The sequence below is a fragment of the Stenotrophomonas maltophilia genome (genome assembly GCF_002799245.1).
Lineage (GTDB): Bacteria > Pseudomonadota > Gammaproteobacteria > Xanthomonadales > Xanthomonadaceae > Stenotrophomonas > Stenotrophomonas maltophilia_S.
This window is the reverse complement of the sequence record NZ_NEQV01000002.1, coordinates 394,074-418,055: the sequence shown is the minus strand read 5'-3', so window position 1 is coordinate 418,055 and position 23,982 is coordinate 394,074. Positions and strand designations below refer to the sequence as shown.

Below are 23,982 nucleotides of genomic sequence, written 5' to 3'. Positions count from 1 at the left end.
CCGCAATGATCCAGCAAGACCCCGGCGCCCTGTATCCCGACCATCTGGCCGTGCTGTGCCGACGTGCCGAACAGGCGCTGGCCCGTGGCGGCTTCGATCACCTGGTGGTGCCCAGCGGCACCCTGCACTACCAGGTGTTCGACGATCGCGACTACCCGTACGCGGTCAATCCGCAGTTCAAGGCCTGGCTGCCGCTGACCCGCGTGCCCAACAGCTGGATCGTGTTCACCCCGGGCAAGCGCCCGGCGGTGATCTTCCACCAGCCCTTCGACTACTGGCACGTAGTACCCGACGCACCCAGCGGCTGGTGGGTGGACCACTTCGACATCCACATCATCCGCAAGCCGGAAGAGGCGCTGGCCCTGCTGCCGGCCGATCCGTCGCGCTGCGCGATCCTCGGCGAGCCGCAGAGCGCGCTGGGCAGCTACGTGCCGAACAACCCGGCACCGGTGGTGAACTACCTGGAATGGCACCGCGGCAGCAAGACGCCGTATGAAATCGCGCTGATGCGCCAGGCGCAGGTGCTGGGCGTGCGCGGCCACCGCGCCGCCGAAGCCGCGTTCCGCAACGGCGCCGACGAGTTCAGCATCCACATGGCGTACTGCCAGGCGGTGGGCCAGGACGCCAACGAGCTGCCCTACGGCAACATCGTGGCGCTGAATGAACATGCCGCCGTGCTGCATTACACCGAACTGGGCCGCAAGGCACCGCAGCCGCTGCGCAGCTTCCTGATCGATGCCGGCGCCAGTGCGCATGGCTACGCCAGCGACATCACCCGCACCTACGGCGCGCAGGGCCACGACGAATTCGCGGCGATGATCGCCGCCGTCGACGCTGCCCAGCAGCAGATGTGCGCGGCGGTCCGCCCGGGCTTCGACTACAAGCAGCTGCACGTGGACGCACACCTTTCGCTGATGGGCGTGCTGAAGGACTTCGGCGTGATCAGGGTGTCGCCGCAGACCGCGCTGGAGACCGGCGTCAGCGCCGCGTTCTTCCCGCACGGCATCGGTCACCTGATCGGCCTGCAGGTGCACGACGTGGCGGGCTTTGCGGCCAGCGATGAAGGCGGGCGTATCGAGCGCCCGACGGGCCACCCGTACCTGCGCCTGACCCGCGTACTGGAACCGGGCATGGTGGTGACCATCGAACCGGGCCTGTACTTCATCGACATGCTGTTGAACGAAGTGAAGGACGCCGGCCATGGCGATGCGATCAACTGGGACCGCGTGGACTTCTTCCGCCCGTATGGCGGCATCCGCATCGAAGACGAAGTGCTGTGCACCGACGGTGAAGCGGACAACCTGACGCGGCCGGTGTTTGCAGCGGCCAACGGCTGAGCCCCTCGTGGTTGGTCTCACAGGTAGAGTCGACTGTTAGTCGACTGGCATCATGCGTGATGCGCGCTTGGCGGGGCGGAGTGGGTTCGCGGGGGACGCCGTGAACCCATCCATGGGGGCTTGGCCGCGGCATCCATGCCGCGGACACCCCCGCGAACCCACTCCGCCCCACCTCTGGCAGTTTCCTGGGCGCGTCCAACCACGGAAAAGAGAAAGAAAAGCAAAAGCGGATCGCTTGCTGCGCTCGCTCCGTGTCGACCAAGGTCGACACCTACCAACAGCCGCGCGTCCCAACAACCGCCGTTACCAACAGCGGCGTGAACCTGTCGAAGGCGGGGCACTGTGGGCTTGCGGGGTGTGAGCCGCATGGATGCGGCGACCAAGCCCCCATGGACGGGTTTACGGCGTCCCCGCAAACCCACAATGCCCCGCCATCCCACGGAATGCCGCTCTGGCTTTGGCCGTTGCCGTTGCATTGAGCAGGTGCAGGGCTGCAAGCCCTGCAGAACACCCCTTACCCCGCCATCACCGCTTCAATCTCGTCGGCGCTGCGCGCCAGGCCTTCGGTCAGCACGCGATGGCCATCATCGGTGATCAGCACATCGTCTTCGGTGCGGATGCCGATACCGCGCCAGCGCGGCTCCACCGTCGTATCGTCCACGCCGATGTACAGCCCCGGCTCGATGGTGAACGCCATGCCCGGCTCCAGCAGGCGCGAATCGCCAGCCAGGCGGTAATCGCCCACGTCGTGCACGTCCAGCCCGATCCAGTGACCGGTCTTGTGCCGGTAGAAACGCTGGTACAGGCCTTCGGACAGGTTCTTTTCCAGCGTGCCCTTCAGCAGGCCCAGCCGCAGCAGGCCCTCGGTCAGGGTCTGCACCGCGGCCAGGTGGCCACTCTCGTACGGCACACCCGGCTTGGCCTGGGCCAGCGCCGCGGCCTGCGCATCACCCACCAGGTCATGCAGCGCGCGCTGCTCGGCACTGAAACGGCCGTTCACCGGGAAGGTGCGGGTGATGTCGCTGGCGTAGCCGCGGTACTCGGCACCGGCATCGATCAGCACCAGTTCGCCATCGCGCGAACGCGCGTTGTTGTCGCGGTAATGCAGGATGCAGCCGTTGCGGCCCGCACCGACGATGCTGCAGTACGCCGGTACCGCATCGTTGGCGCGGAATACGCGCTCCAGTTCGGCCTGCAGCTCGTACTCGTGGATACCCGCCCTGGCCGCCTTCATCGCCGCCAGATGCGCACGCACGCTGATCTGCGCGGCGTGGTGCATCAACGCCACTTCGGCGCCGGACTTGAACAGGCGCTGCTCGTGCAGCAGGTGGCCCAGCTCGAGGAACTCATGCGGCGGCTGCGCGCCGTGGCGCACCTGCGAGCGCACGCGGTTGACCCAGCCGATCAGCTTCAGGTCGAAATCCGCGTCGCGGCCAAAGTGGTAGTAGACGCGCGAACGGCCTTCCAGCAGCCCCGGCAGGATGTCATCCAGATCGTCGATCGGGTACGCATCATCCATGCCGAACTGCGCTACCGCGCCTTCCTGGCCGGCGCGGCCGCCGTCCCAGGCCTCACGTTCGGCATCGCGTTCGCGGCAGAACAGGATGGTCTCGCCATGGCGCCGGCCCGGAATCAGCACCAGCACCGCCTCCGGTTCCGGAAAACCGCTCAGGTACTGGAAATCGGAATCCTGGCGGAACGGGTAATGGGTATCGAGGCTGCGCACCTTCTCGGCCGCGGCTGGCAGTACCAGGATCGCGTCCTCACCGGCCATGTCCATCAGCTGGCGGCGGCGACGCTTGTATTCGCCGGCCGCGATGCCGGTGCGCTGCTTGATGTCCATCAGTTCAGGCGCTGCCGATGGCGCGAGGCCAGCACCACGTCACCGTGCAGCAGCAGCACCGCCACGCGGATGAATTCCTCGATCTCCGACAGGGCTTCATCGTCATCCTCGCCACCCGCTTCGAAATCCTCGCTGGAGGCACGGGCCAGGCTGGCCATGTCGGTCAGCGCTTCTTCGCCCTCTTCGGACAGGGTCGGGCGACGGCCGCCACTGCCCAGGCCGAAGCCGCCCAGGAAGGAACGGGTCCAGCTGAACATGGCATCGGCCTGCGCGGACACGTTGTCAGTGTCGGTCAGCAACAGCTCGAAGGCGAAGTCGCGGTCTTCCAGCTGCTTGATGGTGGCCTGCAGCAGTTGTCCCAGCACGCTGTCGGCGGCCACCGGCGGCAGATTGTCGTCGGCCAGCACGCGCGCCGGCCAGTCGTTGCCGGGGGCGCCGCCGGCGGCCAGCCAGCCACACAGTGCACCGTGCAGCTCGGCAGCGGTGGCGCCCAGGCCCAGCTCCTGGCTGGCGCGGGTAACGTCGTCGACGGAGGGAAGTTCGGTCATCGTGCGGCTCGTTCGGAATGTAAGGAAACCCGGCGCGCGCGTGCGCCCGTGAGACCCCGTAGTGTAGCAACCCGACGGCATACTCTCTGCGGCCGTCAGGCCTTGCTGCGACAACGCTTGACCGCCCTTACCCGGCTTGCCTATCGTGCCTGCATGGAACCCGCCGACCCCCTTGCCCAGCTGCAGGACTTCGCCGCCCGCGTGGAAGCGTTGCTTGACCGCAACCAGCGCCTGGCCGAGGAGAACCGCAGCCTGCGCCATCAGCAGGAACAACTCGTGGCCGAGCGTTCCACGCTGCTGGCCAAGAACGAGCAGGCGCGCTCGCGGGTGGAGGCAATGATCAGCCGGCTCAAATCCCTGGAGCAGCACACATGAGCGCCGAACCGGTCAGTGTCCGCATCCTCGATCGTGAATACACCGTGGGCGTCGGCGGCGACGAACGCGACAGCCTGATGGCCGCCGCGCGCCTGCTTGATGCACGCATGCGCGAGATCCGCGGCAGCAACCGCATGGCCGCCGTGGACCGCGTCGCCGTGCTGGCCGCGCTGAACCTGGCCCACGAACTGCAACTGCTGCGCGACGAGAACGCCCGCCAGGCAGTGGCCCTGCAGCAGACGCTGGCCGACCTGAACCGGCGCCTGGACCGCGCCATCGACGGCACCCCATAGAAAAAAGGGGACGGAGGGGATTAAGGCGCATTCGCCCCTTCCGTGCTGGAAACGCCTTAATCCCCTCCGTCCCCTTTTCGCGTATCTGAATTGGCACGGACTGTTGCCGACGAACGGCCTATCCAGATCCTGCATGCTGGCTATAATGGCGACGCGTTCTCTGCGGTACTCGACGGCATGTGCAAACATTCGCCTTGTCCCTTAAGAACGACACCGGGAGCGCGACAGCGCCGGGAGTGCAGGTCCGCCTTGTAGCGGGAAGCCCGATGGTTCTCCAGCGTTCCCACTTGAGCCCCCGGGTTCAAGGTCGTTTCGCATGCATCGACATTGCGGAGAATGCAATATTCCAGCAAGGGCGGCGTCTTCGGGCGTCGCCCTTGTTCTTTCCGGCACAATAACGGCTGACCCTCGCCGCTCGCTGCCATGACCGACCCGCGCCAGGCCCTGCGCCACGACCTGCGGCAACGCCGCCGCGACCTTTCCGCGGGTGAGCGCATCGCCGCCGCCGAATCGCTTGCCGATGCCCTGCTCGCCCTGCCGTTCGCCCCGCGCGAAGGCGCCGTGGCCGGCTACTGGGCGCTGGATGGCGAGATCGCCCTGCATCGCTGGCAGCTGCAACTGCCCGAAGGGCTCACCTACTGCCTGCCGGTCCTGGCCGGCGACATGCTGCGCTTCGCGCCGTGGCGGCCCGGGCAGCCGCTGACCAGCAACCGCTATGGCATCCCCGAGCCGGACGTGGCGGTGCAAGACACCCTGGAACCGGCGCAGATGGCGCTGGTGGTGACTCCCCTGGTGGGTTTCGACACACAGTGCCGGCGGCTGGGCATGGGGGGCGGCTGGTATGATCGCAGCTTCGCCTTCCGCCACGACCGGCCGGCGCCGCCCTGGCTGGTCGGTGCTGCCTTCACGGTGCAGCAGGTCGAGTCCTTGCCAGTGGCGTCGTGGGACGTACCGGTGGATGCGATCTGCACCGAAGACGGCACCCTGTTCCCCTCCGCTGCCCCCGTGAACGCATGACCGCCCGCAAGCGCTACTGGCTGATGAAGTCCGAACCGGACGCCTTCTCCATCGATGACCTGGCCAAGGTCAAGGTTGAACCCTGGAACGGGGTGCGCAACTACCAGGCGCGCAATTTCATGCGCGATGGCATGCAGGTGGGCGACGGCATCCTGTTCTACCACTCCAATACCAAGGTGCCCGGCATCGTCGGCCTGGCCACGGTCGCCAGCCCGGCCTATCCGGACGACACCCAGTTCGACCCGAAATCCGACTACCACGACCCCAAGAGCACGCGCGAGAACCCGCGCTGGATGCTGGTGGACGTGGCCTTCGACCGCAAGCTCAAGCAGGTGATCGCGCTGGACGAGATCAAGCTGCACGCCGACGAGCTCGGCGAGGGCTTCCCGCTGGTTGCCAAGGGCAACCGCCTGTCGGTGTTCCCGGTGACCGCCGCGCAGTGGAAGCTGCTGCTGTCGCTGGAAAAGAAATCCTGATTCCCTGCCTGAGAGTTCTCCCATGTCCGAAGCCAAGCGCCTGGCCGCCGAGAAAGCCATCGAGTACGTTGAAGACGGCATGATCGTCGGTGTCGGCACCGGTTCCACCGTGGCCTATTTCATCGATGCCCTGGCCCGCATCCAGCACCGCATCAAGGGCGCCGTGTCCAGCTCCGAGCAGAGCACCGCGCGCCTGAAGCAGCACGGCATCGAGGTGATCGAGCTGAACCACAGCGGCAACCTGTCGCTGTACGTGGACGGCGCCGATGAGTGCGACGCCAACAAGTGCCTGATCAAGGGCGGCGGCGCCGCGCTGACCCGCGAGAAGATCATCGCCGAGGCCAGCGAGCGCTTCATCTGCATCGTCGACCCGAGCAAGCAGGTGCCGGTGCTGGGCAAGTTCCCGCTGCCGGTGGAAGTGATCCCGATGGCGCGCAGCCTGGTCGCCCGCCAGATCCGCGACATGACCGGCGGCCAGCCGACCTGGCGCGAAGGCGTGGTCACCGACAACGGCAACCAGATCCTGGACATCCACAACCTGCAGATCACCGATCCGGAAAAGCTGGAGCGCGAGCTCAACCAGCTGCCGGGCGTGGTCTGCGTCGGCCTGTTCGCGCGCCGTCGCGCCGATGTGGTGATCGTCGGCGGCGAGCCGCCGGTCGTGCTCTGACCCTTCCGAAGGATCCTGACGATGTCGCTGTTGCGTTCGCTGCTGATGCTTCCGCTGCTGGCCCTGACCGGCTGCGCCACCGATGCGGCCCGCCATTGGGTCGAGCTGGATGGCGCCCGCTACCAGGTCGAGCTGGCCACCAATGATGAAACCCGTGCGCGCGGGCTGATGTTCCGCGACCAGATGTCGACCGACCACGGCATGCTGTTCATCCACGACCGCGAAGAAATGCAGGCGTACTGGATGAAGAACACCAAGATCGCGCTGGACATCCTGTACTTCGACAGCCAGCGCAAGCTGGTCAGCCAGCAGCGCGACGTACCGCCGTGCTCGGCCGGCGACATGTGCCCGCCCTACCCCAGCGGCGGCCCGGCGCGCTACGTGCTGGAACTCAACGCCGGCCAGGCCGAGAAGCTGCAGCTGAAGGACGGCACCCAGCTGACCTTCGGCCCGGGCATCGAGTAACAGGGTTCTGCCGGGTTGCGCCCGGCGCCCGCCGAAAAACCCGGGGTCAGATCCCTTTCGCGTGCGAAAGGGATCTGACCCCTGAATTTTTCACGCGACACCGCTTGAAACCGCCTGCGAATGACGCCAGTCTGTGGCCATGCAGGACCGGATCACACTCCCCGACTGGGATGCACTGGCCGACCTCGAAGACGAGGCGCTGCCACTGTTGCCGACCGCGCTGCTGATCGCGCGCGATGAATACCCCGATCTGCAGCCGTCGACCTACGACGCGCTGATCCAGAGCCATGTCGAGCACCTCCGTTCGGAAGTGGAGAGCATCGACAACAGCCCGCTGAAGATGGCGGCGATCAACCGCCACCTGTTCGACGAGCTGGGTTACAGCGGCGACCACGACGAGTACTACGACCCGCGCAACAGCTACCTCAACCAGGTATTCGAGCGCCGCCTGGGCAACCCGATCTCGCTGGCACTGGTGCAGATGGAAGTCGCGCGCCGGCTGGGCATTCCGCTCGACGGGGTGTCCTTCCCCGGCCACTTCCTGGTGCGCCTGCCGGTGGACGACGGCGTGCTGGTGATGGACCCGTTCAACGGTGGCCGCCCGCTGGACGTGGACGAACTGCGCGAGCGGGCCAAGTCACACCTGGGTGGGCAGATGCCCGACGATCAGGTGCTGGCGCAGATCCTCGACCCGGCTCCGGCGCGCGCGATCCTGATGCGCATGCTGCGCAACCTGCATGGCGTGTACGCCGAGGCGGGCGAGTGGGACCGCGCTGCGCGCAGTGCCGACCGCCTGCTGAAGCTGGCCCCGGAGCAGGACGACGCCCTGCGCGACCGCGGCCTGGCCTACCTGCAGCTGGAATACCTGGCCGGTGCCCGCCACGACCTGGGGCAGTACCTGAAGCGCAACCCGGAAGCCAGCGATGCGCAGTGGCTGCGCGAGAAGCTGATCGACCTCGGCGGGCCGGTGCCGCGGCTGCATTGAGGGTGCCGGTGTGTGGACCAACGGTCCACACCTGCCCTCATCAATCGACCTCGACCATCTCGAAATCGGCCTTGGTCACCCCGCAATCAGGGCAGGTCCAGGTCTCGGGAATGTCCTCCCAGCGCGTCCCCGGCGCGATGCCCTCTTCCGGCAGGCCCTCCGCTTCGCTGTAAAGGAAGCCGCAGACCACGCACATCCAGGTACGCAAGGTGGTGGGGGTGGCATCGCTCATCGGATAATCAGGGCTGGATTCACGGGCCGCCATTGTCCCATCGCGGTCCACTCACCGGTAGCCATCGATGACTTCTGCTTCCCCGGCGCCCCGCGGCGTCTACCTGATCACCCCGGACGAGCCCGATACCGCGCGCCTGCTGGCCCGCACCGCGCCGTTGCTGGCCGCCGGTGCCACCTGGCTGCAGTACCGCAACAAGACCGCCAGCGACACGCTGCGGCGGGAGCAGGCCACCGCCCTGCAGGCACTGTGCACGGAACACGGCGTGCCGCTGATCATCAACGACGACCCGGCGCTGGCCAGGGCGGTCGGCGCGGCTGGCGTGCACCTGGGCGGCACCGATGGTGACATTCCCAGCGCGCGCGCCCTGCTCGGCCCGGAGGCCATCATCGGCGCCTCCTGCTACGACCAGCTGGCCAATGCCGACAAGGCCGTGGCCGCCGGCGCCAGCTATGTGGCCTTTGGCGCCTTCTTCCCGACCACGACCAAGGTCACCACCAGCCGCGCCCATACCGACCTGCTGCGGCAAAGCGCCGCACTGGGCGTGCCGCGGGTGGCGATCGGCGGCCTGACGCCGGACAATGTCGGTCCCATCATCGACGCTGGCGCCGATCTGGTCGCCGTGGTCAGCAGCGTGTTCGCCGCCGAAGATCCGGTCGCGACCCAGCGCGCCTACCTCGCCCAGTTCGCGTAATGCCCAGGAAAGCCCCCATGAACCACGACCAGTCCCACGCCCTGTTCTCCCGCGCCCAGCACCTGCTGCCGGGTGGCGTCAATTCGCCGGTACGCGCGTTCAAGTCGGTCGGTGGCGAGCCGTTCTTCGTCGAACGTGCCAACGGCGCCTACCTGTACGACGTCGACGGCAACCGCTACATCGACTACGTCGGTTCGTGGGGCCCGATGATCGTCGGCCACAACCACCCGGCCGTGCGCCAGGCGGTGAAGAAGGCGATCGACAACGGCCTGTCGTTCGGTGCGCCGTGCGCGGCCGAAGTGACCATGGCCGAGACCATCACCCGCCTGGTGCCATCGTGCGAGATGGTGCGCATGGTCAACTCGGGTACCGAGGCCACGCTGTCGGCGATCCGCCTGGCGCGTGGCGCCACCGGCCGCAACCGCATCGTGAAGTTCGAAGGTTGCTATCACGGCCACGGCGACTCGTTCCTGGTCAAGGCCGGCAGCGGCATGCTGACCCTGGGCGTGCCGACCTCGCCGGGCGTCCCGGCCGGCCTGAGCGAACTGACCCTGACCCTGCCCTACAACGACTTCGAAGCAGCCACCGCCCTGTTCGAACAGCAGGGTGACGACATCGCCGGCCTGATCATCGAACCGGTGGTCGGCAATGCCAACTGCATCGCGCCGCGCGAGGGCTACCTGCAGCACCTGCGCGAACTGTGCACGAAGCATGGCGCACTGCTGATCTTCGACGAAGTGATGACCGGCTTCCGCGTCGCCCTCGGCGGTGCACAGGCTCACTACGGCATCACCCCGGACCTGACCACCTTCGGCAAGATCATCGGCGGCGGCATGCCGGTGGGTGCCTACGGCGGTCGCCGCGAGCTGATGCAGCAGATTGCCCCGGCCGGCCCGATCTACCAGGCTGGCACGCTGAGCGGCAATCCGGTGGCGATGGCCGCTGGCCTGGCGATGCTGGAGCTGATCCAGCAGCCGGGTTTCCACGCCGACCTCGCCGAACGCACCGCGCGCCTGTGTGCCGGCCTGGAATCGGCCGCTGCCGAAGCCGGCGTGGCAGTGACCACCACCCGCGTGGGTGCGATGTTCGGCCTGTTCTTCACCAGTGAGAAGGTGGAGACCTATGCCCAGGCCACCGCCTGTGACATCCCGGCGTTCAACCGCTTCTTCCACGCGATGCTGGAGCAGGGCGTGTTCCTGGCACCGTCGGCCTACGAGGCCGGCTTCCTGTCCAGTGCACACGACGATGCAGTGATCGAAGCCACCCTCGCCGCAGCACGCGTAGCGTTCAAGGCCGCCAAGGGCTGAGCCACGCCCTGGTAGGTGCCAACCTTGGTTGGCACAAAAAGGGGACGGAGGGGATTAAGTCGTTTTTGCCGCATGTGCCAAAAACGACTTAATCCCCTCCGTCCCCTTTTTTCAACCGAAGACGAACTTGCCCTTCATCATCGCGAAGTGGCCGGGGAACGAGCAGAAGAAGGTGTAGTCGCCTCCCTTCTGCAGGCCCTGGGTGGAGAACCGCACGCGCGTGGTCTCGCCGCCGCCGATCACCTTGGTGTGCGCCAGCACGCGCTTGTCGGCCTTCGGCAGGTAGCTGTCGGCCAGGGTCATGCGCATGCCCGCCATCGCCACCGGCTGGTAGTCGGCGGTGCGGGTCAGCACCCAGTTGTGCCCCATCGCGGTGGCGGCCAGCTTGCCGGTGTGGCGCAGGGTCAGGTCCACGGCACTGCAGTCGGCGGCGATCCTGATCTCGCGGCTGCTGAAACTCATCTGGTCGGTGCTGTCGATGCTCACCGCACACACCCGCGCCATCGCCGATGGCGCCAGCATCAGCGCACCCAGTCCCACTGCCACCACCCAAGCCTTCATCATCACATCTCCTGCGGATTCAACCGCCATTCTAGGCAGGCCTCTGCGGCCCCGGCTGCGACCGTCTGTCGCATGGCCACTCCAGGGTTTCCCGCGCATCCATCACGATGGCATGCTCGGCCGATGCGGATCGACCTGTTGCTGCTGGATGTGGATGGCGTGCTGGTGCACTACCAGCGCGCGCAGCGCGTGCTGCACCTGGCGCAGGCACTGGCGGTTCCTGCCGCAACGGTACAGGCCGCGCTGTATGACAGTGGACTGGAAGCGGCGCACGACAACGGTACGCTGGACGGCCCGGCCTATCTGGCGCGGCTGGGTGCGCTGCTGGGCAGGACCGTCGATATCCCCATCTGGATCGCCGCACGCCAGGCCGCCAGCCATCCGCAGCAGTCGGTGCTGCAGCGGCTGCAGACCTTGCAACTGCCGATGGCAGTGCTGACCAACAACGGTCCGCTGATGGTGCAGGCGCTACCCACCGTGCTGCCGGAACTGTTCCCTGCCCTGCAGGGCCGCGTGTTCTGCAGCGCGGATTTCGGCCTGCGCAAACCCGCACCGGAGGTCTTCCTGCGCACGCTTGAGGTACTCGGCGTGGCGCCTGCGCACACGCTGTTCGTCGATGATCTGTTCGCCAATGTGCGCGGCGCACGCGCTGCCGGCCTGCACGCGGAAACCGTGCGCGATGGCCGTGGGTTGGGCAAGGTGCTGAAGCGCTATCGGATTGCGTGAACCACTGCAGAGCCGAGCATAGGCTCGGCTCTATGGGGAATCCGCAGCAACGGGGTCAGAGCCCTCTCCACAGGAGAGGAATCCGACCCCAGCGCGATGAGCCGAGCATAGGCTCGGCTCTACGGGGAATCCGCAGCAACGGGGTCAGAGCCCTCTCCACAGGAGAGGAATCCGACCCCAGCGCGATGAGCCGAGCATAGGCTCGGCTCTACGGGGAATCCGCAGCAACGGGGTCAGAGCCCTCTCCACAGGAGAGGAATCCGACCCCAGCGCGATGAGCCGAGCATAGGCTCGGCTCTACGGGGAATCCGCAGCAACGGGGTCAGAGCCCTCTCCACAGGAGAGGAATCCGACCCCAGCGCGATGAGCCGAGCATAGGCTCGGCTCTACGGGGAATCCGCAGCAACGGGGTCAGAGCCCTCTCCACAGGAGAGGAATCCGACCCCAGCGCGATGGGCCGAGCATAGGCTCGGCTCTACGGGGAATCCGCAGCAACGGGGTCAGAGCCCTCTCCTCAGGAGAGGCATCCGACCCCGGCGCCAGGGCTTCAGCGCGCAGCGATGAACGCAGCAACCGCAGCGCGCAGGCGCTTCAGGCCTTCAGCCACTTCTTCGTCGGTGATGTTCAGCGAGGGCACGAAGCGCAGCACGTCCGGGCCGGCCTGCAGGGTCAGCAGGCCCTGCTCGGCGGCATGGTCGAGGATCGCCCCGGCCTGGCCGGCAAAGTCCTTGCTCAGCACCGCACCCAGCATCAGGCCGCGGCCGCGCACGTCGCTGAACACACCGAACTCGTCGTTGATGCGGGCGAAGCCGTCGCGCAGCGCCTTCGACTGGCGGCTGACGTTGGCGGCGATCTCCGCCGAGGCCAGCTTGCGCAGCGCCACGCGGGCAACCGCCGCGGCCAGCGGGTTGCCACCGAAGGTGGTGCCGTGCGCGCCGAACTGCATGGTTTCGGCCACCTTCGGGCCGGCCAGCATCGCGCCGATCGGGAAGCCGCCACCGAGTGCCTTGGCCAGGGTGACCATGTCCGGCACCACATCATCCTGCCAGTGCGCGAACAGCGTGCCGGTGCGGCCCATGCCGGCCTGGATCTCGTCCAGCACCAGCAGTGCGTTGTGCTGGTCGCACAGTTCGCGCACGCGCTTGAGGAAACCGGACTTGGCCGGCATCACCCCGCCCTCGCCCTGGATCGGCTCCAGCATCACCGCCGCCACGTCACCGGCGGCCATCGCGGTTTCCAGCTGCACTTCGTCGTTGAAATCGATGTAGCGGAAGCCACCGGGCAGCGGCTCGTAGCCTTCCTGGTACTTCGGCTGGGCAGTCGCGGTAACCGCGCCCATGGTGCGGCCATGGAAGCTGCCACGGAAGGTGATGATCACCCGCTTGTCGGCCGGGCGGCCCTGGCTGGAGGCCCACTTGCGGACCATCTTGATCGCCACTTCGTTGGCTTCGGCGCCGGAGTTGCACAGGAACACGCGCTCGGCGAAGCGGCTGGCCTTCACCAGTTCCTCGGCCAGGTGCAGCGGCGGCGCGCTGTAGAACACGTTGCTGGTGTGCCAGAGCTTGCCGGCCTGCTCGACCAGCGCGGCCACCAGGTCCGGATCGTTGTGGCCCAGCCCGCACACGGCGATGCCGGCGGCCAGGTCGATGAACTCACGGCCCTGGCTGTCCCACACGCGGGCGCCCTGGCCTCGCTCCAGTACCACCTGGCGGGGCTTGTAGACCGGCAGGTAATAGTGCGAAAGGGAGATCAGCGGATCGGTAGCGGCGGTCATGGCAGTCGGCAGGATTCAGGAATCCCCATTCTCGCGCCGGAACCCCTGCGGCACAATGCGCCCATGCGACCGTTTTCCGCCCCCCAGCTGAACCCCGCCACCGAGACCGGCTGGCGCCGTCGGTGGTTCGACATCATCTACCGCCATGACTCGCGGCCCTCGCGCAATTTCGACCTGATCCTGGTGGTGGCGATCGTCGCCAGCATCCTGGTGGTGATGATCGACAGCGTGCAGCACCTGCATGCCGAGTGGGCCACCGGCCTGTACATCGTGGAATGGGCCTTCACGATCATCTTCACCGCCGAGTACCTGCTGCGGCTGGCGGTGGTCAGACGCCCGTTGCGTTACGCGGTGAGCATCTGGGGCATCATCGACCTGCTGTCGATCCTGCCCGCCTACCTGTCGCTGTTCATCCCCGGCGCGCAGAGCCTGCTGGTGGTGCGCGCGCTGCGCATCCTGCGTGTATTCCGCATCCTCAAGCTGACCCGCTACATCGAGGAAAGCGGCGTACTGATGACGTCGCTGTGGCGCAGCCGGCGCAAGGTGCTGGTGTTCCTGTTCACGGTGATCACCATCACCATCATCGCCGGTGCGCTGATGTACGTGATCGAGGGTCCCGAACACGGCTTCACCAGCATTCCGGCCAGCATGTACTGGGCGGTGGTGACCATGGCCACGGTCGGTTTCGGCGACATCGTGCCACAGACCGTGCTCGGTCGCTTCGTCACCTCGGTGCTGATCCTGATCGGCTACAGCATCATCGCCGTGCCCACCGGCATCTACACCGCCGAACTGGCCAGCACCATGCGCGAAGCCGAGCAGGCCGCACGCCGCGACGCCCGCGGGTGCCCGCACTGTGGGCTGGAGGGGCATGAACCGGATGCACGCTACTGCCGCAAATGCGGCGGCGGGCTGCCCGATCCGTTCAACCATTGATCGGGCACCTCCGGTAGAGCCGGGCCCATGCTCGGCTGATCCCGCAAGGCAGCCGAGCATGGGCTCGGCTCTACAACAACGTGGCCGAGCATGGGCTCGGCGCTACGGTGAGCAGCTCAATCCAGGAACAGGTCCGGCAGCAGCGGCCGCGACGGGTCCACCGCGTAGCCGGACAGATCGGTGACGCCCGCCTGTGCCAGCACTTCATCGTCGATCAGGAACTGGCCGTGGAAACCGGCCGCTTCGCGCACCAGCACCGCATGCGCGGCGTCGGCCATGATCTGCGGCGTACGGCAGCCGGCCGCATCCACGCCAGGAATCATGTTGATCGCATCGGTGGCGATCACCGTGCGCGGCCACAACGCGTTCACCGCCACGCCCTGCGGGCCGAATTCCGCGGCCAGGCCGAGGGTGACGAAGCTCATGCCCATCTTCGCCAGCGTGTAGCCGGTATGCGCGCCCCACCACTTCGGTTCCAGGCTCGGCGGCGGCGCCAGGGTAAGGATGTGCGGGTTCGGCGCCTGCAGCAGGTACGGCAGGCAAGCCTGCGCACAGAGGAAGCTGCCACGCGAATTGACCTGCTGCATCAGGTCGAAGCGCTTCATCGGCGTATCCAGCGTGCCGCGCAGCCAGATCGCGCTGGCGTTGTTGATCAGGATGTCGATGCCACCGAAGGTGTCGACCGTGGCTGCAACCGCGGCCTGCACCTGCTCTTCCTCGCGGATGTCGCACTTCAGCGCCAGGCCCTGGCCACCGGCCGCCGTAACGGCCTCGGCGGCGGTGTGGATGGTGCCCGGCAGCTTCGGGTTCGGCACCGACGACTTGGCGGCGATTGCCACGTTGGCCCCGTCGCGCGCAGCGCGCAGTGCGATGGCCAGGCCGATACCGCGCGAGGCACCGGTGATGAAAAGGGTTTTGCCCTGCAGACTGCCCACGTTCCACACTCCAGCGTATGCAATGAGCCGCTAGTATGCCGCGCCGACGCGGAGTTCACCCGGCCTTGACGATACTCGGGCCTCCAGCCAACGCACGAGGTCCACGCCATGCGCCGTTCCCGCCTGCTGCTGCCTGCCCTGGGGCTTGCCCTGCTGACCGCCTGCCAGGGCCGTTCGCCGGAACCCGGCAAGGAGCCGCCTGCCGGTGACGCACCCAGCGCAGAGCAGGCCGCCGCCGACGGCAAGCTGCGCTGGAGCGAGGCAGTAGTGTGGGATGGCGACCTCAACGCCTGCCGCCAGGGCGAGAACGCCGCCACCCGCGAGTGCCTGCGCGATGCGATGCGCGCCGGTGGCGCCAGCGCCGATGCGATCAGCGCCGCCGAACAGTTGTCCACCGGCGGCGAGCTGGCCTATGTGACCGCCTGGCACGAGAACGATGGCCTGGGCGTGGCCACGGTCGAATACCCGTTCCGCGCCAACACCAACGAAGGCACCCGCCTGGTCGACGCCAGCGGCAAGCGCATCGATGTGGATGCCGTGCAGCTGGACGACACCCTGCGCGCCGACCCGGCCGTGCAGGAGCTGCTGAAGGCCAACCCGCAGGCCACACCGTTCGCGCCTGCGCAGTCGGCCGGAGCGACACCGCTGGAGGGCGGCGGCATCCGCCTGTTGTACCGCACGCCACTGCGCGACTGCCACGCCTGCCCGGATGTGGGCCAGCTGCAGATCGCCTACGACTTCGATGCCAAGCGCAACTTCATCGGCCAGCAGGTGGTGCCGGCGACGCCGTAACGTCAAAGACCTCTGTAGAGCCGAGCCATGCTCGGCTCTAGATTTCTATTCCTGGTACAGCACTTCCACGCCATCACCACGGGCAAGACGTCTCACCTGATCCAACGTATCCACTGCCATGACGGAGTACGTGATTTCCACTCCGGAGTGCAGGCGCCCCTCGGCAGTGTCCTCATCAGTCTCTACCGATATGAGCTTGCGGATTCCGGCGAATCGATAGAGGGAGGGCTTACCGTCGTCCCCCACCAAACGGCCGCTCATATCCTCATACTCAGAAGCAAGCGCTTTCGCATTGTCGAGAGCTTGCTCTTCGCTATCCGCACTGAGGAGATAGACGTTCTCATGCACCAGGAACGAGTCCTGTCCTGGGCTCTCGTAATAGAAAATGGCGTGTGCGCAGTACCACATACATCACCTCAATAGCTTTCTTGCCGCTCGCCATCACGACTGACCATCAGCAGAGGCCAACGCGCTCACGTGCTTCTCGATTCGCCAACTTGCATCACCCTGCATTCTCGACGGCCTCACAGGTTGGACGCTCCTCAATCAACCTCATCGACCTTTGATATGCGCGATATGAAAGGCGCCCTCAGTTCGCCCACGCAGGCACCGTTCACTGCCCCCGCGTGATACACCCCCTGGACCATGACAAAGTACAGGCCTTGCTCGATACCACGCACGGAGTCCTCGTACTCCGCGCCACTCAGATCAACCGCGACACATCCTATGAAGTCGATTCTGCGTAGCGCATCGGCGGAGGGACCAAGGGCATCACTGCTCCCCCCCTCATGGAGCAGGTAGCCGAATGCGGCAACGTGCCTGCCGTCATAGTCGCCCGAATTCGCAAGAAGCGCCTGCAGCGGCGTCTGGCAGTACTGCACACCATTGCGCGCCCCACTCATTCCTTGGCAAATGTCTCGAGGCTTGTCCCTGGCAAAGGCGGGAACCAGACCCGCCCCACCCGCTGCCAGCAGCAGGGCGATACCGAGTGCTCTATTCAGACCGTTGCACATTGACCACTTTCCCTTGTGATGGGCAGACCCATTTGACACCCATCAGCCACCGGCGTGTTGATGACCACAGGACTCTTCAGAGCTGAGCCGACTCTCGATCACCGATCTGACATAGGCAGCCCTCGCTTTGCCAGACCCGGAGTACTCAGCCAGGAGCTCCATCGCCTCAGACCTCATCTCAGCACCACCAGTGGCCATGAACACAGAAAATGCCGGCTCCAGGTAGCCAGGCGTCTCCCACATGAACCGTTTGCGTTCATCAAGCGGGAAATCGATGGCGTAATCCGCCCACTCGATATAGCGCTTCCAGAAAGCCGGTGCCCCACGCTGCTGATCCTGCTGATCAACCATCCGCATAAACAGGGATAGCTGTTCAGAGCACGCATCCACGACGCTTCCAGGCAGGTCCAATCCGGCGACGCGCCCGGGATCAACGGACTGCCAACAGAACACCATGAAGTCGGCGACGAATTCAGCGTCGCTTCGTTCAAGCATCATGCGCTGGTACATCGCCAGCGCTTCCGCGACGTCCACGGGCTCTTCGAGGCAGGCATTCTGCACATTGCCCTTGTCATCACCAGAATCCTTCCTCGCCACCTCATGCATAGCAGATCAAGCTCTCGATCTGCGGAGATATCAGCTCGGCACCATCCCAACGGATGATCTCCAGCTCCAGCAGACGGTCATTTGCGTCCGCATGAAGAATCGGCGTGAGTTCAGCACCATCGGCGTCCTGCATCAGCAGCTCGACGGGATACGGGTGCTGCCCTTGATACGGCGGACGCTCATATCCAGAAATGACGAATCCCACCCTAGATCCGCCAGGGCCCATTTCCACGGCCGTTGCGGAAGCCAGGTCAGCCTGAAGCTGCGAAGCAGAGATCGCAGGCAGGTGCGCCGCCACAGCTTCAATCAGCGCGCTTTCGAAATTGGAAACAGTACGCATTGGATTGCTCTTCTTCCTATTGCCAGCAACCAAACTCAGCGGCGCCATCTACCCCTCAGGGCATCAACAGAATACGACAACAGCAGAAATGCCTGAAAGACAAGAAATGGGTAAAGAGCAATTCGAGCCGCGTTGCCAACCCCTCTGTAATCGAGGATGACGTAGACCAGCGCAAAGAACAGCGCCCCTCCGATCTCATAAGCCAATAGAGAACGCGTTGATGATTTCACTTCCGCTTCTCCAGCTTTTTTGCACTGCCTCGGTCACCATCCGGACTGATGCTTGAGCAGTCCATGGCATGGGGGACTGTCCAGAACCTACGCACAACACCAGTACCACAGCCATACGGCGCTGCCAAGCAGTCACTCGTCACGACTCCCCCGCGTCCGCATTGGCATCCACGCATGGCGTGGCTCTACCGGTACGCCTGCACCTGCTTCCTCAGCAGATGCGGCGCGATCAACCGATGCACGGGCGCAACCGGCAGCATGTACACGCGCCCAAACGCATTGTGCGTATGCACCACCGTCGCCACTTCCAGCATGTCGCCCTGCCATTGCAAAGCAAGCTGCACACGCAGGTGGCGGTCATCGTCTTCCAGCACAATGGCATCGTCAGCCAGCGACTGCAGGGTGAAGATCCCCAGCCGCTGGCCGGGAACCGGATCGACGGTGTCCTGCACCGCACGCAACGAGCCCAGGTGCTTCATGCCTAAGAGCCGCATGCCGCGATTGCGCAGCGCCATCAGCCCATCGAACCAGCCGGGAATGGTCGTGGCCATGTCGCGATAGGCCTGCAAGGCCGAGCGCCCATCGCGACGGGTGGTCGCCTGGCAGGCGTGCACGAAGTCGGCGCCAGCCAGCTGTGGGCGCAGCACGCTGCCCGCACTCGGCGGGCCGGTCACCACCCGCGATGGACTCACGGCTTGGGCCCCTGCCCCTCGTTGTCTTCCCAATGCAGGATGCGGCGGGTAACGAAGCGGTAGACCGGCTTGCCGGTGGCAAACCACAGTTCGCGTACCCACGAGGTGCGCTTGAGCACGCGCTTCTCCACCGGGGTGAGCGACTCGCGGCAATACATGCGCTTGTGCTTGAGCAGGTGGCGCAGGTCCTCGCGGGCCAGCAGGCGCATCCAGCGCGAGCGCGGGTGGCCGATCACCGCCAGCTGGAAGTCGATCAATGCCGGGCGGCCATCGTCGGTGACCAGCCAGTTGGCTTCCTTGGCCAGGTCGTTGTGGGCCACGCCGCGCCGATGCAACTGTTGCAGCAGCCGCCGCGCCGAACGGAACCAGGCCAGGTCGCCGCGTGGCGGACGCTGGTACATGGCGTCGCCGGCCATGAAGCTGCGGTCGAGATGACGGCCATCCCACGCCAGCAGTTGCGTCACATCGGCCATGCCGTGGATATGGCGCAGCGCGCGCGCTTCGCGGCGGGCCAGCCACCAGGCCGGCAGCCGCAACCACAGCGGCGTGGCGCCCAGATCACGGCGTACGAAGGGGCCGTTGGGCCCTTCCACAAGGAGGATGCGACCGAAGCTGTCAGCCTTCAGGGCGTGCGGGGGCGTGTCTGGCGAATGCGGCATGTGCCCATTCTAGGCGATGGCGCCGGTTGCAAACGGTCACGAAGCGGCTGGGAACCAGTCACCTTCACGCCCCTATAATCGGGCAATGGACTCTTCATGGATCGACGCCACGCTTGCGTGGATTGCCGCTCACCCCGTACTGGCGGGTGCCGTTATCTTCCTCATCGCCTTCTGCGATGCGGTGATCATTCTTGGTGCCATCGTGCCGGCCCTGCCGCTGCTGTTCGCGGTGGGCGTGTTCATCGGCCTGGGTCAGATCTCCGGGCCGTACGCGGTGGCGGCGGCGGCGCTGGGCGCGTTCGCCGGTGATGGCATCAGCTACTGGATCGGCCGCCGCTGGGGCGACCGCCTGCGTGGCGTGTGGCCGTTCAGCCGTTACCCGCAGCTGCTCGACCGCGGCGAGAACCTGTTCCGCCGCAATGCCTTCAAGAGCATCCTGATCGCACGTTACGTGGGCGCGATCCGCCCGTTCGTGCCGGCCATCGCCGGCATGATGAAGATGCCCGCCAGCCGCTACATGCAGGCCAGTGGTATCGCCAGCATTTCCTGGGCGGTGCTGTTCCTGGCCCCGGGCTGGGTGCTCGGCGAGGCCTACGACGCGGTGGCCGCTGTGGCTGGGCGACTGGTGGTGGTGGTCGGCCTGCTGGCAGTGATCCTCGGCCTGGTCTGGGCCATCGTGCTGTACGGCTATCGCTGGTCGGCCGCGCGCATGGACAACTGGCTGGCGCGCCTGCTGGACTGGTCCAACCGCCACCCGACGCTGGGCCGCTATACCGTCGGCGTGCTGGACCCGAAGCGCCGCGAATCGGTGCCGCTGGCGATGCTGGCGCTGATGCTGCTGGTGCTGGGCTGGGGCTGGTTCGCGCTGCTGACCGTGGTGGTCGCGCACGGCGAACCGCTGGCCATCGATCTGCTGGTGCACCAGGCGATGCTGGCCCTGCGCAACCCGCTGGCCGATTACCCGATGGCCGCGCTGGCTTCACTGGGCGCCTGGCAGGTGTTGTTGCCAGCCACCGCTGCCGCGATGGGCTACCTGATCTGGCGCCGGCGCTGGATGGCCGCCGCGCACTGGCTGGCCGCCCTCGCCTTCGGCCTGGCGTTGACCATGCTGCTCGGCGCCACCGTGGATGTGGTGCGACCGGTCGATGCCAGCAGTGGCTTCGGCTTCCCGTCGGTGTCGGTGACCATGGCCACCATCACCTTCGGCTTCTTCGCAGTGCTGATCGCCCGCGAGATGCCTGGCCGTACCCGCGTCTGGCCGTACCTGGTGTCGGGCATCGTAGTCAGCCTGATCGGTTTCTCGCGCCTGTACCTGGGCGCGCATTGGCTGAGCGATGTGATCGGCGGCATGCTGTTCGGCACGTTCTGGCTGCTGGTGCTGGGCATCGCCTACCGCCGCCGCTTCAACCGCTCGTTCTGGGTGAAGCCGGTGGCGTGGCTGTTCTACGGCGTCTTCGCCGTCGCCGCGATGTGGTACGCACCGCGCCACATCCCGGTGAAGCTGGAACGCTTCGAGCCGACCCTGCCGGCCCCGCAGGCAATGGACACGCAGGCCTGGTGGCAGCATGACTGGGCGAAGCTGCCGGCGCGCCGCAACGAGTTCGACGACGACCAGCGCTGGCCGCTGGACGTGCAGGTGGCGGGCCCACTGGCGCCGCTGCAGGCGCAGCTGGAAGCACGCGGCTGGAAGCGGCAGGACCAGGCCGGCTGGCAGGAGGCGCTGCTGATGCTGGACAAGAACACCGGTGCCGAAGAACTGCCGGTGCTGCCGGCCACGCTGGAAACACGGGTGGAGGCACTGCTGATGGTGCGCCAGGGCGCGCAGCCGGATGAGCGCTATGTGCTGCGCCTGTGGCCGGCGCCGGCCCAGCTGCAACCGGGCAACACGCCGCTATGGCTGGGCAGCGCGCAGACCCTGCGCTACGAGCGCCATTTCGAGTGGATCGGCATGTGGCACCCGCTACGTGGCGTCGACCCGGCGCTGAACGCCGTGAAGGAGGCCGTGCAGGGCCTGCCGCAGCGCGAGGATGTGCACAGCGAAACCGGGTTGCCGGTGTTGCGATTGAAGACCAGCACGCCCTGACAGGTACGGGTGCGCGATCACCCACTGTAGAGCCGAGCCTGCGCTCGGCTGCTCTTCGCGCGACCCAACAAGCCGAGCATGGGCTCGGCTCTACAGTAGTAGATCCACGCCATGCGTGGATGTGGGTTCCAGTAGATCCACGCCATGCGTGGATGTGGGTTCCAGTAGATCCACGCCATGCGTGGATGTGGGTTCCAGTAGATCCACGCCATGCGTGGATGTGGGTTCCAGTAGATCCACGCCATGCGTGGATGTGGGTTCCAGTAGATCCACGCCATGCGTGGATGTGGGTTCCAGTAGATCCACGCCATGCGTGGATGTGGGTTCCAGTAGATCCACGCCATGCGTGGATGTGGGTTCCAGTAGATCCACGCCATGCGTGGATGGCTCGCTACGGCATCCAGCCCAACAACTGCTGCAGGCGCTGGTGCGGGTCGTCCATCTGCAGCAGCTGCAGGCGCTGCTGCTCGCTCAGTGGCAACAGCTCGGCCAACCGCCAGCCGACCCAGCTGGCCTGGTCCATCAACGCTGGGCTGGACGGCGCATAGGCCTCGCCAGCCTGTTCGATGATGTGCCCCAGCACCGTGGCCAGCAGCGCGTGCTGCGGTTGCAGTTCGTCGTCGGGGTCTTCATCACACCAGCGCACGTCGGCGACCAGCAGCCCGTTGTCGCGCACACGGGTCCGCTCGACATGGAAGCGGCGGGTGCCACGCAGGCGCAGCTGCAGCACGCCATCGGCGCCGACATCGAAGTCCTCGATGCGCACCTGCACGCCATAGGCGGCCGGCGTCGCCGGGGGCCCCACTTCCTGGCCGTCCAGGATCAGGCAGACACCAAAGCCCTCGCCACTACGGCCGCTGTCGCGGACCAGGTCCAGATAGCGCCGCTCGAATACCCGCAGGCCCACCGCCGCACCTGGTACCAGCGCGGTGTGCAGCGGGAACAGTGGCAGCGAACCGTCGCCGCTCATCGGGACTGCAAGGCGGCGAGGAAGCGGCGCGGCGCGCCGTCGAAGCCACCGTTGGACATGAACACCACATGGTCGCCACGGCGTGCGCTGGCCTTCAATTGCGCCAGCAATGCGTCGGTATCCGGCACCGCGTGCGCCTCACCGCGCACCGCGGCGATCACCGCAGCGGCATCCCAGGCCAGTTCCGGGCGATGCAGGAACACGACTTCATCGGCCAGCGCCAGCGACGGAGCCAGCGCCTGCGCATGCGCACCCAGCCGCATCGAGTTGCTGCGCGGTTCCATCGCGACCACGATGCGCGCATCGCCCACCTTGGCACGCAGGCCTTCCAGCGTGGTGGCGATCGCGGTCGGGTGATGGGCGAAATCGTCGTAGATGGTGATGCCATCATGGCTGCCGATCACTTCCATGCGGCGCTTGACGCTGCGGAAGCGTGCCAGCGCCGGGATCACCTCTGCAGGTGCCACGCCCACTGCATGCGCCGCGGCCAATGCGGCCAGCCCGTTGAGCACGTTGTGGCGGCCCAGCAGCGACCACTGCACATCGCCCAGCGCTTGCCCACGATGGTGCACGCGGAACGCACTGCCATCGGCGGCCAGCAGCTCGGCATGCCATTCCAGCGACGGATCGAATCCGAAACGCTCGACCGGGGTCCAGCAGCCCATCGCCAGCACTTCGGCCAGATGCTGATCCTCGCCGTTGACGATCAGGCGGCCACGCGCCGGTACCGTCCGCACCAGGTGATGGAACTGGCGCTGGATCGCCGCCACGTCCGGGAAGATGTCGGCGTGGTCGTATTCAAGATTATTGAGGATGGCCACCAGCGGCCGGTAGTGCACGAACTTGCTGCGCTTGTCGAAGAAGGCCGTGTCGTACTCATCGGCCTCGACCACGAACTCGCGGCCCTGGCCCAGGCGAGCAGAGACGCCGAAATCCTCGGCGACGCCGCCGATCAGGAAGCCCGGCGAGCGCCCGGCGCTTTCCAGCAGCCAGGTGAGGATGGTGGTGGTGGTGGTCTTGCCGTGGGTGCCGGCCACGGCCAGCGTGTCGCGGCCCGGCAGCACCTGCTCGGACAGCCACTGGGCACCGGAGATGTAGCGCTGGCCGGCGTCGAGCACGGCTTCCACCGCGGCATTGCCGCGCGACAGCGCATTGCCGATCACCACCTCATCCGTGCCGGCGGGCACGCTGTCGGCGCGATAGCCCTGGTCCAGGGTGATGCCCAGCTGCTCGAGCTGGGTGGACATCGGCGGGTAGATGGCCTGGTCGCTGCCGCTGACCGCATGGCCCAGTTCCCGCGCCAGGGCGGCCACGCCGCCCATGAAGGTACCGGCGATTGCAAGGATATGTACGCTGCTCATGACCGAGGATTGTGACCGATGACGGCTGTATAGGGCCAATGTCCGCTCCCGGGTAAGACAAG

28 protein-coding genes and 1 other RNA gene are annotated in these 23,982 nt (G+C 66.4%); 15 read left to right on the top strand and 14 right to left on the bottom strand.

Features of this window, described 5'->3' with window-relative positions:
• Nucleotides 1-5: 5 nt before the first annotated feature.
• Nucleotides 6-1,337: a Xaa-Pro dipeptidase gene (pepQ, locus tag B9Y64_RS07850; protein ID WP_100440220.1), complete on the top strand. Its 1,332-nt coding sequence runs from the start codon at nt 6-8 to the stop codon at nt 1,335-1,337.
• Nucleotides 1,338-1,851: 514 nt separating this feature from the next.
• On the opposite strand, the gene B9Y64_RS07845 is transcribed toward pepQ, so the two are convergent.
• Complete coding sequence (locus B9Y64_RS07845; protein WP_100440693.1) at nt 1,852-3,174, bottom strand: aminopeptidase P N-terminal domain-containing protein; 1,323 nt, start codon at nt 3,172-3,174, stop codon at nt 1,852-1,854.
• A gap of 5 nt (nt 3,175-3,179) precedes the next feature.
• Nucleotides 3,180-3,728 carry a YecA family protein gene (locus B9Y64_RS07840; protein ID WP_100440219.1) on the bottom strand — a complete coding sequence of 183 codons (549 nt, stop codon included), beginning with the start codon at nt 3,726-3,728 and terminating at the stop codon, nt 3,180-3,182.
• A gap of 153 nt (nt 3,729-3,881) precedes the next feature.
• Here B9Y64_RS07840 and B9Y64_RS07835 point away from each other — a divergent pair, with 153 nt between their 5' ends.
• The 8 genes from B9Y64_RS07835 to B9Y64_RS07800 all read left to right on the top strand — a co-directional run bounded on the left by B9Y64_RS07835 (nt 3,882) and on the right by B9Y64_RS07800 (nt 8,009).
• Nucleotides 3,882-4,103, top strand: coding sequence for a TIGR02449 family protein (locus B9Y64_RS07835; RefSeq protein ID WP_043034082.1), 222 nt, complete (start codon nt 3,882-3,884; stop codon nt 4,101-4,103).
• Complete coding sequence (locus tag B9Y64_RS07830; protein WP_005410899.1) at nt 4,100-4,396, top strand: cell division protein ZapA; 297 nt, start codon at nt 4,100-4,102, stop codon at nt 4,394-4,396. Before B9Y64_RS07835 ends, B9Y64_RS07830 begins: the two co-directional genes overlap by 4 nt.
• A gap of 154 nt (nt 4,397-4,550) precedes the next feature.
• Nucleotides 4,551-4,736, top strand: a non-coding RNA gene (ssrS, locus tag B9Y64_RS07825) — 6S RNA.
• Between the two features lie 83 nt (nt 4,737-4,819).
• The gene (locus tag B9Y64_RS07820; protein ID WP_100440218.1) at nt 4,820-5,413 is read left to right on the top strand and encodes a 5-formyltetrahydrofolate cyclo-ligase; all 594 of its coding nucleotides are present in this window, start codon (nt 4,820-4,822) and stop codon (nt 5,411-5,413) included.
• Nucleotides 5,410-5,889, top strand: coding sequence for an EVE domain-containing protein (locus tag B9Y64_RS07815; RefSeq protein WP_005419001.1), 480 nt, complete (start codon nt 5,410-5,412; stop codon nt 5,887-5,889). The genes B9Y64_RS07820 and B9Y64_RS07815 overlap by 4 nt, the downstream gene beginning before the upstream one ends.
• A gap of 22 nt (nt 5,890-5,911) precedes the next feature.
• Nucleotides 5,912-6,559, top strand: coding sequence for a ribose-5-phosphate isomerase RpiA (gene rpiA / locus B9Y64_RS07810; protein ID WP_006389802.1), 648 nt, complete (start codon nt 5,912-5,914; stop codon nt 6,557-6,559).
• A 21-nt stretch (nt 6,560-6,580) separates the two neighbouring features.
• Entirely contained in the window at nt 6,581-7,024 is a 444-nt protein-coding gene (locus tag B9Y64_RS07805) for a DUF192 domain-containing protein (RefSeq protein ID WP_100440217.1), read from the top strand.
• A gap of 139 nt (nt 7,025-7,163) precedes the next feature.
• The gene (locus B9Y64_RS07800) at nt 7,164-8,009 is read left to right on the top strand and encodes a SirB1 family protein (RefSeq protein ID WP_100440216.1); all 846 of its coding nucleotides are present in this window, start codon (nt 7,164-7,166) and stop codon (nt 8,007-8,009) included.
• 40 nt (nt 8,010-8,049) lie between these two features.
• On the opposite strand, the gene B9Y64_RS07795 is transcribed toward B9Y64_RS07800, so the two are convergent.
• Nucleotides 8,050-8,274 carry a rubredoxin gene (locus B9Y64_RS07795; RefSeq protein WP_014038358.1) on the bottom strand — a complete coding sequence of 75 codons (225 nt, stop codon included), beginning with the start codon at nt 8,272-8,274 and terminating at the stop codon, nt 8,050-8,052.
• 34 nt (nt 8,275-8,308) lie between these two features.
• Between B9Y64_RS07795 and thiE the strand changes: the two genes are divergently transcribed.
• The gene (thiE, locus tag B9Y64_RS07790; protein ID WP_100440215.1) at nt 8,309-8,935 is read left to right on the top strand and encodes a thiamine phosphate synthase; all 627 of its coding nucleotides are present in this window, start codon (nt 8,309-8,311) and stop codon (nt 8,933-8,935) included.
• Between the two features lie 17 nt (nt 8,936-8,952).
• A complete protein-coding gene (hemL, locus tag B9Y64_RS07785; RefSeq protein WP_100440214.1) occupies nt 8,953-10,242 on the top strand; it encodes a glutamate-1-semialdehyde 2,1-aminomutase in 1,290 nt (429 codons plus the stop codon).
• A gap of 111 nt (nt 10,243-10,353) precedes the next feature.
• On the opposite strand, the gene azu is transcribed toward hemL, so the two are convergent.
• A complete protein-coding gene (azu, locus tag B9Y64_RS07780; protein WP_100440692.1) occupies nt 10,354-10,803 on the bottom strand; it encodes an azurin in 450 nt (149 codons plus the stop codon).
• A 123-nt stretch (nt 10,804-10,926) separates the two neighbouring features.
• Here azu and B9Y64_RS07775 point away from each other — a divergent pair, with 123 nt between their 5' ends.
• Nucleotides 10,927-11,529, top strand: a complete 603-nt coding sequence (locus B9Y64_RS07775; protein ID WP_100440213.1) for an HAD-IA family hydrolase — start codon at nt 10,927-10,929, stop codon at nt 11,527-11,529.
• A 547-nt stretch (nt 11,530-12,076) separates the two neighbouring features.
• Here B9Y64_RS07775 and B9Y64_RS07770 read toward each other — a convergent pair.
• Nucleotides 12,077-13,303: an acetylornithine transaminase gene (locus tag B9Y64_RS07770; RefSeq protein ID WP_100440212.1), complete on the bottom strand. Its 1,227-nt coding sequence runs from the start codon at nt 13,301-13,303 to the stop codon at nt 12,077-12,079.
• 63 nt (nt 13,304-13,366) lie between these two features.
• On the opposite strand from B9Y64_RS07770, the gene B9Y64_RS07765 reads away from it, so the two are divergent.
• A complete protein-coding gene (locus B9Y64_RS07765) occupies nt 13,367-14,239 on the top strand; it encodes an ion transporter (RefSeq protein WP_100440211.1) in 873 nt (290 codons plus the stop codon).
• Nucleotides 14,240-14,355: 116 nt separating this feature from the next.
• Here B9Y64_RS07765 and B9Y64_RS07760 read toward each other — a convergent pair whose 3' ends face one another.
• Nucleotides 14,356-15,174, bottom strand: a complete 819-nt coding sequence (locus tag B9Y64_RS07760) for an SDR family oxidoreductase (RefSeq protein ID WP_014038366.1) — start codon at nt 15,172-15,174, stop codon at nt 14,356-14,358.
• A 108-nt stretch (nt 15,175-15,282) separates the two neighbouring features.
• Here B9Y64_RS07760 and B9Y64_RS07755 point away from each other — a divergent pair, with 108 nt between their 5' ends.
• Nucleotides 15,283-15,966 carry a hypothetical protein gene (locus B9Y64_RS07755; RefSeq protein ID WP_100440210.1) on the top strand — a complete coding sequence of 228 codons (684 nt, stop codon included), beginning with the start codon at nt 15,283-15,285 and terminating at the stop codon, nt 15,964-15,966.
• A gap of 45 nt (nt 15,967-16,011) precedes the next feature.
• On the opposite strand, the gene B9Y64_RS07750 is transcribed toward B9Y64_RS07755, so the two are convergent.
• The 6 genes from B9Y64_RS07750 to B9Y64_RS07725 form a co-directional block, all read right to left on the bottom strand.
• Nucleotides 16,012-16,374, bottom strand: coding sequence for a DUF4288 domain-containing protein (locus B9Y64_RS07750; protein ID WP_100440209.1), 363 nt, complete (start codon nt 16,372-16,374; stop codon nt 16,012-16,014).
• A 134-nt stretch (nt 16,375-16,508) separates the two neighbouring features.
• Nucleotides 16,509-16,979, bottom strand: a complete 471-nt coding sequence (locus tag B9Y64_RS07745) for a hypothetical protein (RefSeq protein ID WP_157804504.1) — start codon at nt 16,977-16,979, stop codon at nt 16,509-16,511.
• 42 nt (nt 16,980-17,021) lie between these two features.
• Nucleotides 17,022-17,585: a hypothetical protein gene (locus B9Y64_RS07740; protein WP_100440207.1), complete on the bottom strand. Its 564-nt coding sequence runs from the start codon at nt 17,583-17,585 to the stop codon at nt 17,022-17,024.
• Nucleotides 17,578-17,973, bottom strand: a complete 396-nt coding sequence (locus B9Y64_RS07735) for a DUF6984 family protein (RefSeq protein WP_157804503.1) — start codon at nt 17,971-17,973, stop codon at nt 17,578-17,580. The genes B9Y64_RS07740 and B9Y64_RS07735 overlap by 8 nt, the downstream gene beginning before the upstream one ends.
• 367 nt (nt 17,974-18,340) lie before the next feature.
• Nucleotides 18,341-18,847 (bottom strand): DUF2867 domain-containing protein, encoded by a 507-nt coding sequence (locus B9Y64_RS07730; RefSeq protein WP_100440205.1) that lies wholly within the window; start codon nt 18,845-18,847, stop codon nt 18,341-18,343.
• Nucleotides 18,844-19,506 (bottom strand): serine/threonine-protein kinase, encoded by a 663-nt coding sequence (locus B9Y64_RS07725; protein ID WP_100440204.1) that lies wholly within the window; start codon nt 19,504-19,506, stop codon nt 18,844-18,846. Before B9Y64_RS07725 ends, B9Y64_RS07730 begins: the two co-directional genes overlap by 4 nt.
• Before the next feature lie 85 nt (nt 19,507-19,591).
• On the opposite strand from B9Y64_RS07725, the gene B9Y64_RS07720 reads away from it, so the two are divergent.
• Nucleotides 19,592-21,589 carry a bifunctional DedA family/phosphatase PAP2 family protein gene (locus tag B9Y64_RS07720; RefSeq protein ID WP_100440203.1) on the top strand — a complete coding sequence of 666 codons (1,998 nt, stop codon included), beginning with the start codon at nt 19,592-19,594 and terminating at the stop codon, nt 21,587-21,589.
• Between the two features lie 391 nt (nt 21,590-21,980).
• On the opposite strand, the gene B9Y64_RS07715 is transcribed toward B9Y64_RS07720, so the two are convergent.
• Both B9Y64_RS07715 and mpl read right to left on the bottom strand, forming a co-directional pair.
• Nucleotides 21,981-22,559, bottom strand: coding sequence for an LON peptidase substrate-binding domain-containing protein (locus tag B9Y64_RS07715; protein WP_100440202.1), 579 nt, complete (start codon nt 22,557-22,559; stop codon nt 21,981-21,983).
• On the bottom strand, nt 22,556-23,920 hold the full coding sequence (gene mpl, locus B9Y64_RS07710; protein WP_100440201.1) for a UDP-N-acetylmuramate:L-alanyl-gamma-D-glutamyl-meso-diaminopimelate ligase: 1,365 nt from the start codon (nt 23,918-23,920) through the stop codon (nt 22,556-22,558). The genes B9Y64_RS07715 and mpl overlap by 4 nt, the downstream gene beginning before the upstream one ends.
• Between the last annotated feature and the right edge of the window lie 62 nt (nt 23,921-23,982).

Coding starts and splice junctions, on each gene's coding strand:
- pepQ (WP_100440220.1), top strand. CDS start 6: ATGATCCAGCAAGACCCCGGCGCCCTGTATCCCGACCATCTGGCCGTG.
- B9Y64_RS07840 (WP_100440219.1), bottom strand. CDS start 3,728: ATGACCGAACTTCCCTCCGTCGACGACGTTACCCGCGCCAGCCAGGAG.
- B9Y64_RS07835 (WP_043034082.1), top strand. CDS start 3,882: ATGGAACCCGCCGACCCCCTTGCCCAGCTGCAGGACTTCGCCGCCCGC.
- B9Y64_RS07830 (WP_005410899.1), top strand. CDS start 4,100: ATGAGCGCCGAACCGGTCAGTGTCCGCATCCTCGATCGTGAATACACC.
- B9Y64_RS07820 (WP_100440218.1), top strand. CDS start 4,820: ATGACCGACCCGCGCCAGGCCCTGCGCCACGACCTGCGGCAACGCCGC.
- B9Y64_RS07815 (WP_005419001.1), top strand. CDS start 5,410: ATGACCGCCCGCAAGCGCTACTGGCTGATGAAGTCCGAACCGGACGCC.
- rpiA (WP_006389802.1), top strand. CDS start 5,912: ATGTCCGAAGCCAAGCGCCTGGCCGCCGAGAAAGCCATCGAGTACGTT.
- B9Y64_RS07805 (WP_100440217.1), top strand. CDS start 6,581: ATGTCGCTGTTGCGTTCGCTGCTGATGCTTCCGCTGCTGGCCCTGACC.
- B9Y64_RS07800 (WP_100440216.1), top strand. CDS start 7,164: ATGCAGGACCGGATCACACTCCCCGACTGGGATGCACTGGCCGACCTC.
- B9Y64_RS07795 (WP_014038358.1), bottom strand. CDS start 8,274: ATGGCGGCCCGTGAATCCAGCCCTGATTATCCGATGAGCGATGCCACC.
- thiE (WP_100440215.1), top strand. CDS start 8,309: ATGACTTCTGCTTCCCCGGCGCCCCGCGGCGTCTACCTGATCACCCCG.
- hemL (WP_100440214.1), top strand. CDS start 8,953: ATGAACCACGACCAGTCCCACGCCCTGTTCTCCCGCGCCCAGCACCTG.
- azu (WP_100440692.1), bottom strand. CDS start 10,803: ATGAAGGCTTGGGTGGTGGCAGTGGGACTGGGTGCGCTGATGCTGGCG.
- B9Y64_RS07775 (WP_100440213.1), top strand. CDS start 10,927: ATGCGGATCGACCTGTTGCTGCTGGATGTGGATGGCGTGCTGGTGCAC.
- B9Y64_RS07770 (WP_100440212.1), bottom strand. CDS start 13,303: ATGACCGCCGCTACCGATCCGCTGATCTCCCTTTCGCACTATTACCTG.
- B9Y64_RS07765 (WP_100440211.1), top strand. CDS start 13,367: ATGCGACCGTTTTCCGCCCCCCAGCTGAACCCCGCCACCGAGACCGGC.
- B9Y64_RS07755 (WP_100440210.1), top strand. CDS start 15,283: ATGCGCCGTTCCCGCCTGCTGCTGCCTGCCCTGGGGCTTGCCCTGCTG.
- B9Y64_RS07750 (WP_100440209.1), bottom strand. CDS start 16,374: ATGTGGTACTGCGCACACGCCATTTTCTATTACGAGAGCCCAGGACAG.
- B9Y64_RS07745 (WP_157804504.1), bottom strand. CDS start 16,979: ATGTGCAACGGTCTGAATAGAGCACTCGGTATCGCCCTGCTGCTGGCA.
- B9Y64_RS07740 (WP_100440207.1), bottom strand. CDS start 17,585: ATGCATGAGGTGGCGAGGAAGGATTCTGGTGATGACAAGGGCAATGTG.
- B9Y64_RS07735 (WP_157804503.1), bottom strand. CDS start 17,973: ATGGCGCCGCTGAGTTTGGTTGCTGGCAATAGGAAGAAGAGCAATCCA.
- B9Y64_RS07725 (WP_100440204.1), bottom strand. CDS start 19,506: ATGCCGCATTCGCCAGACACGCCCCCGCACGCCCTGAAGGCTGACAGC.
- B9Y64_RS07720 (WP_100440203.1), top strand. CDS start 19,592: ATGGACTCTTCATGGATCGACGCCACGCTTGCGTGGATTGCCGCTCAC.
- B9Y64_RS07715 (WP_100440202.1), bottom strand. CDS start 22,559: ATGAGCGGCGACGGTTCGCTGCCACTGTTCCCGCTGCACACCGCGCTG.
- mpl (WP_100440201.1), bottom strand. CDS start 23,920: ATGAGCAGCGTACATATCCTTGCAATCGCCGGTACCTTCATGGGCGGC.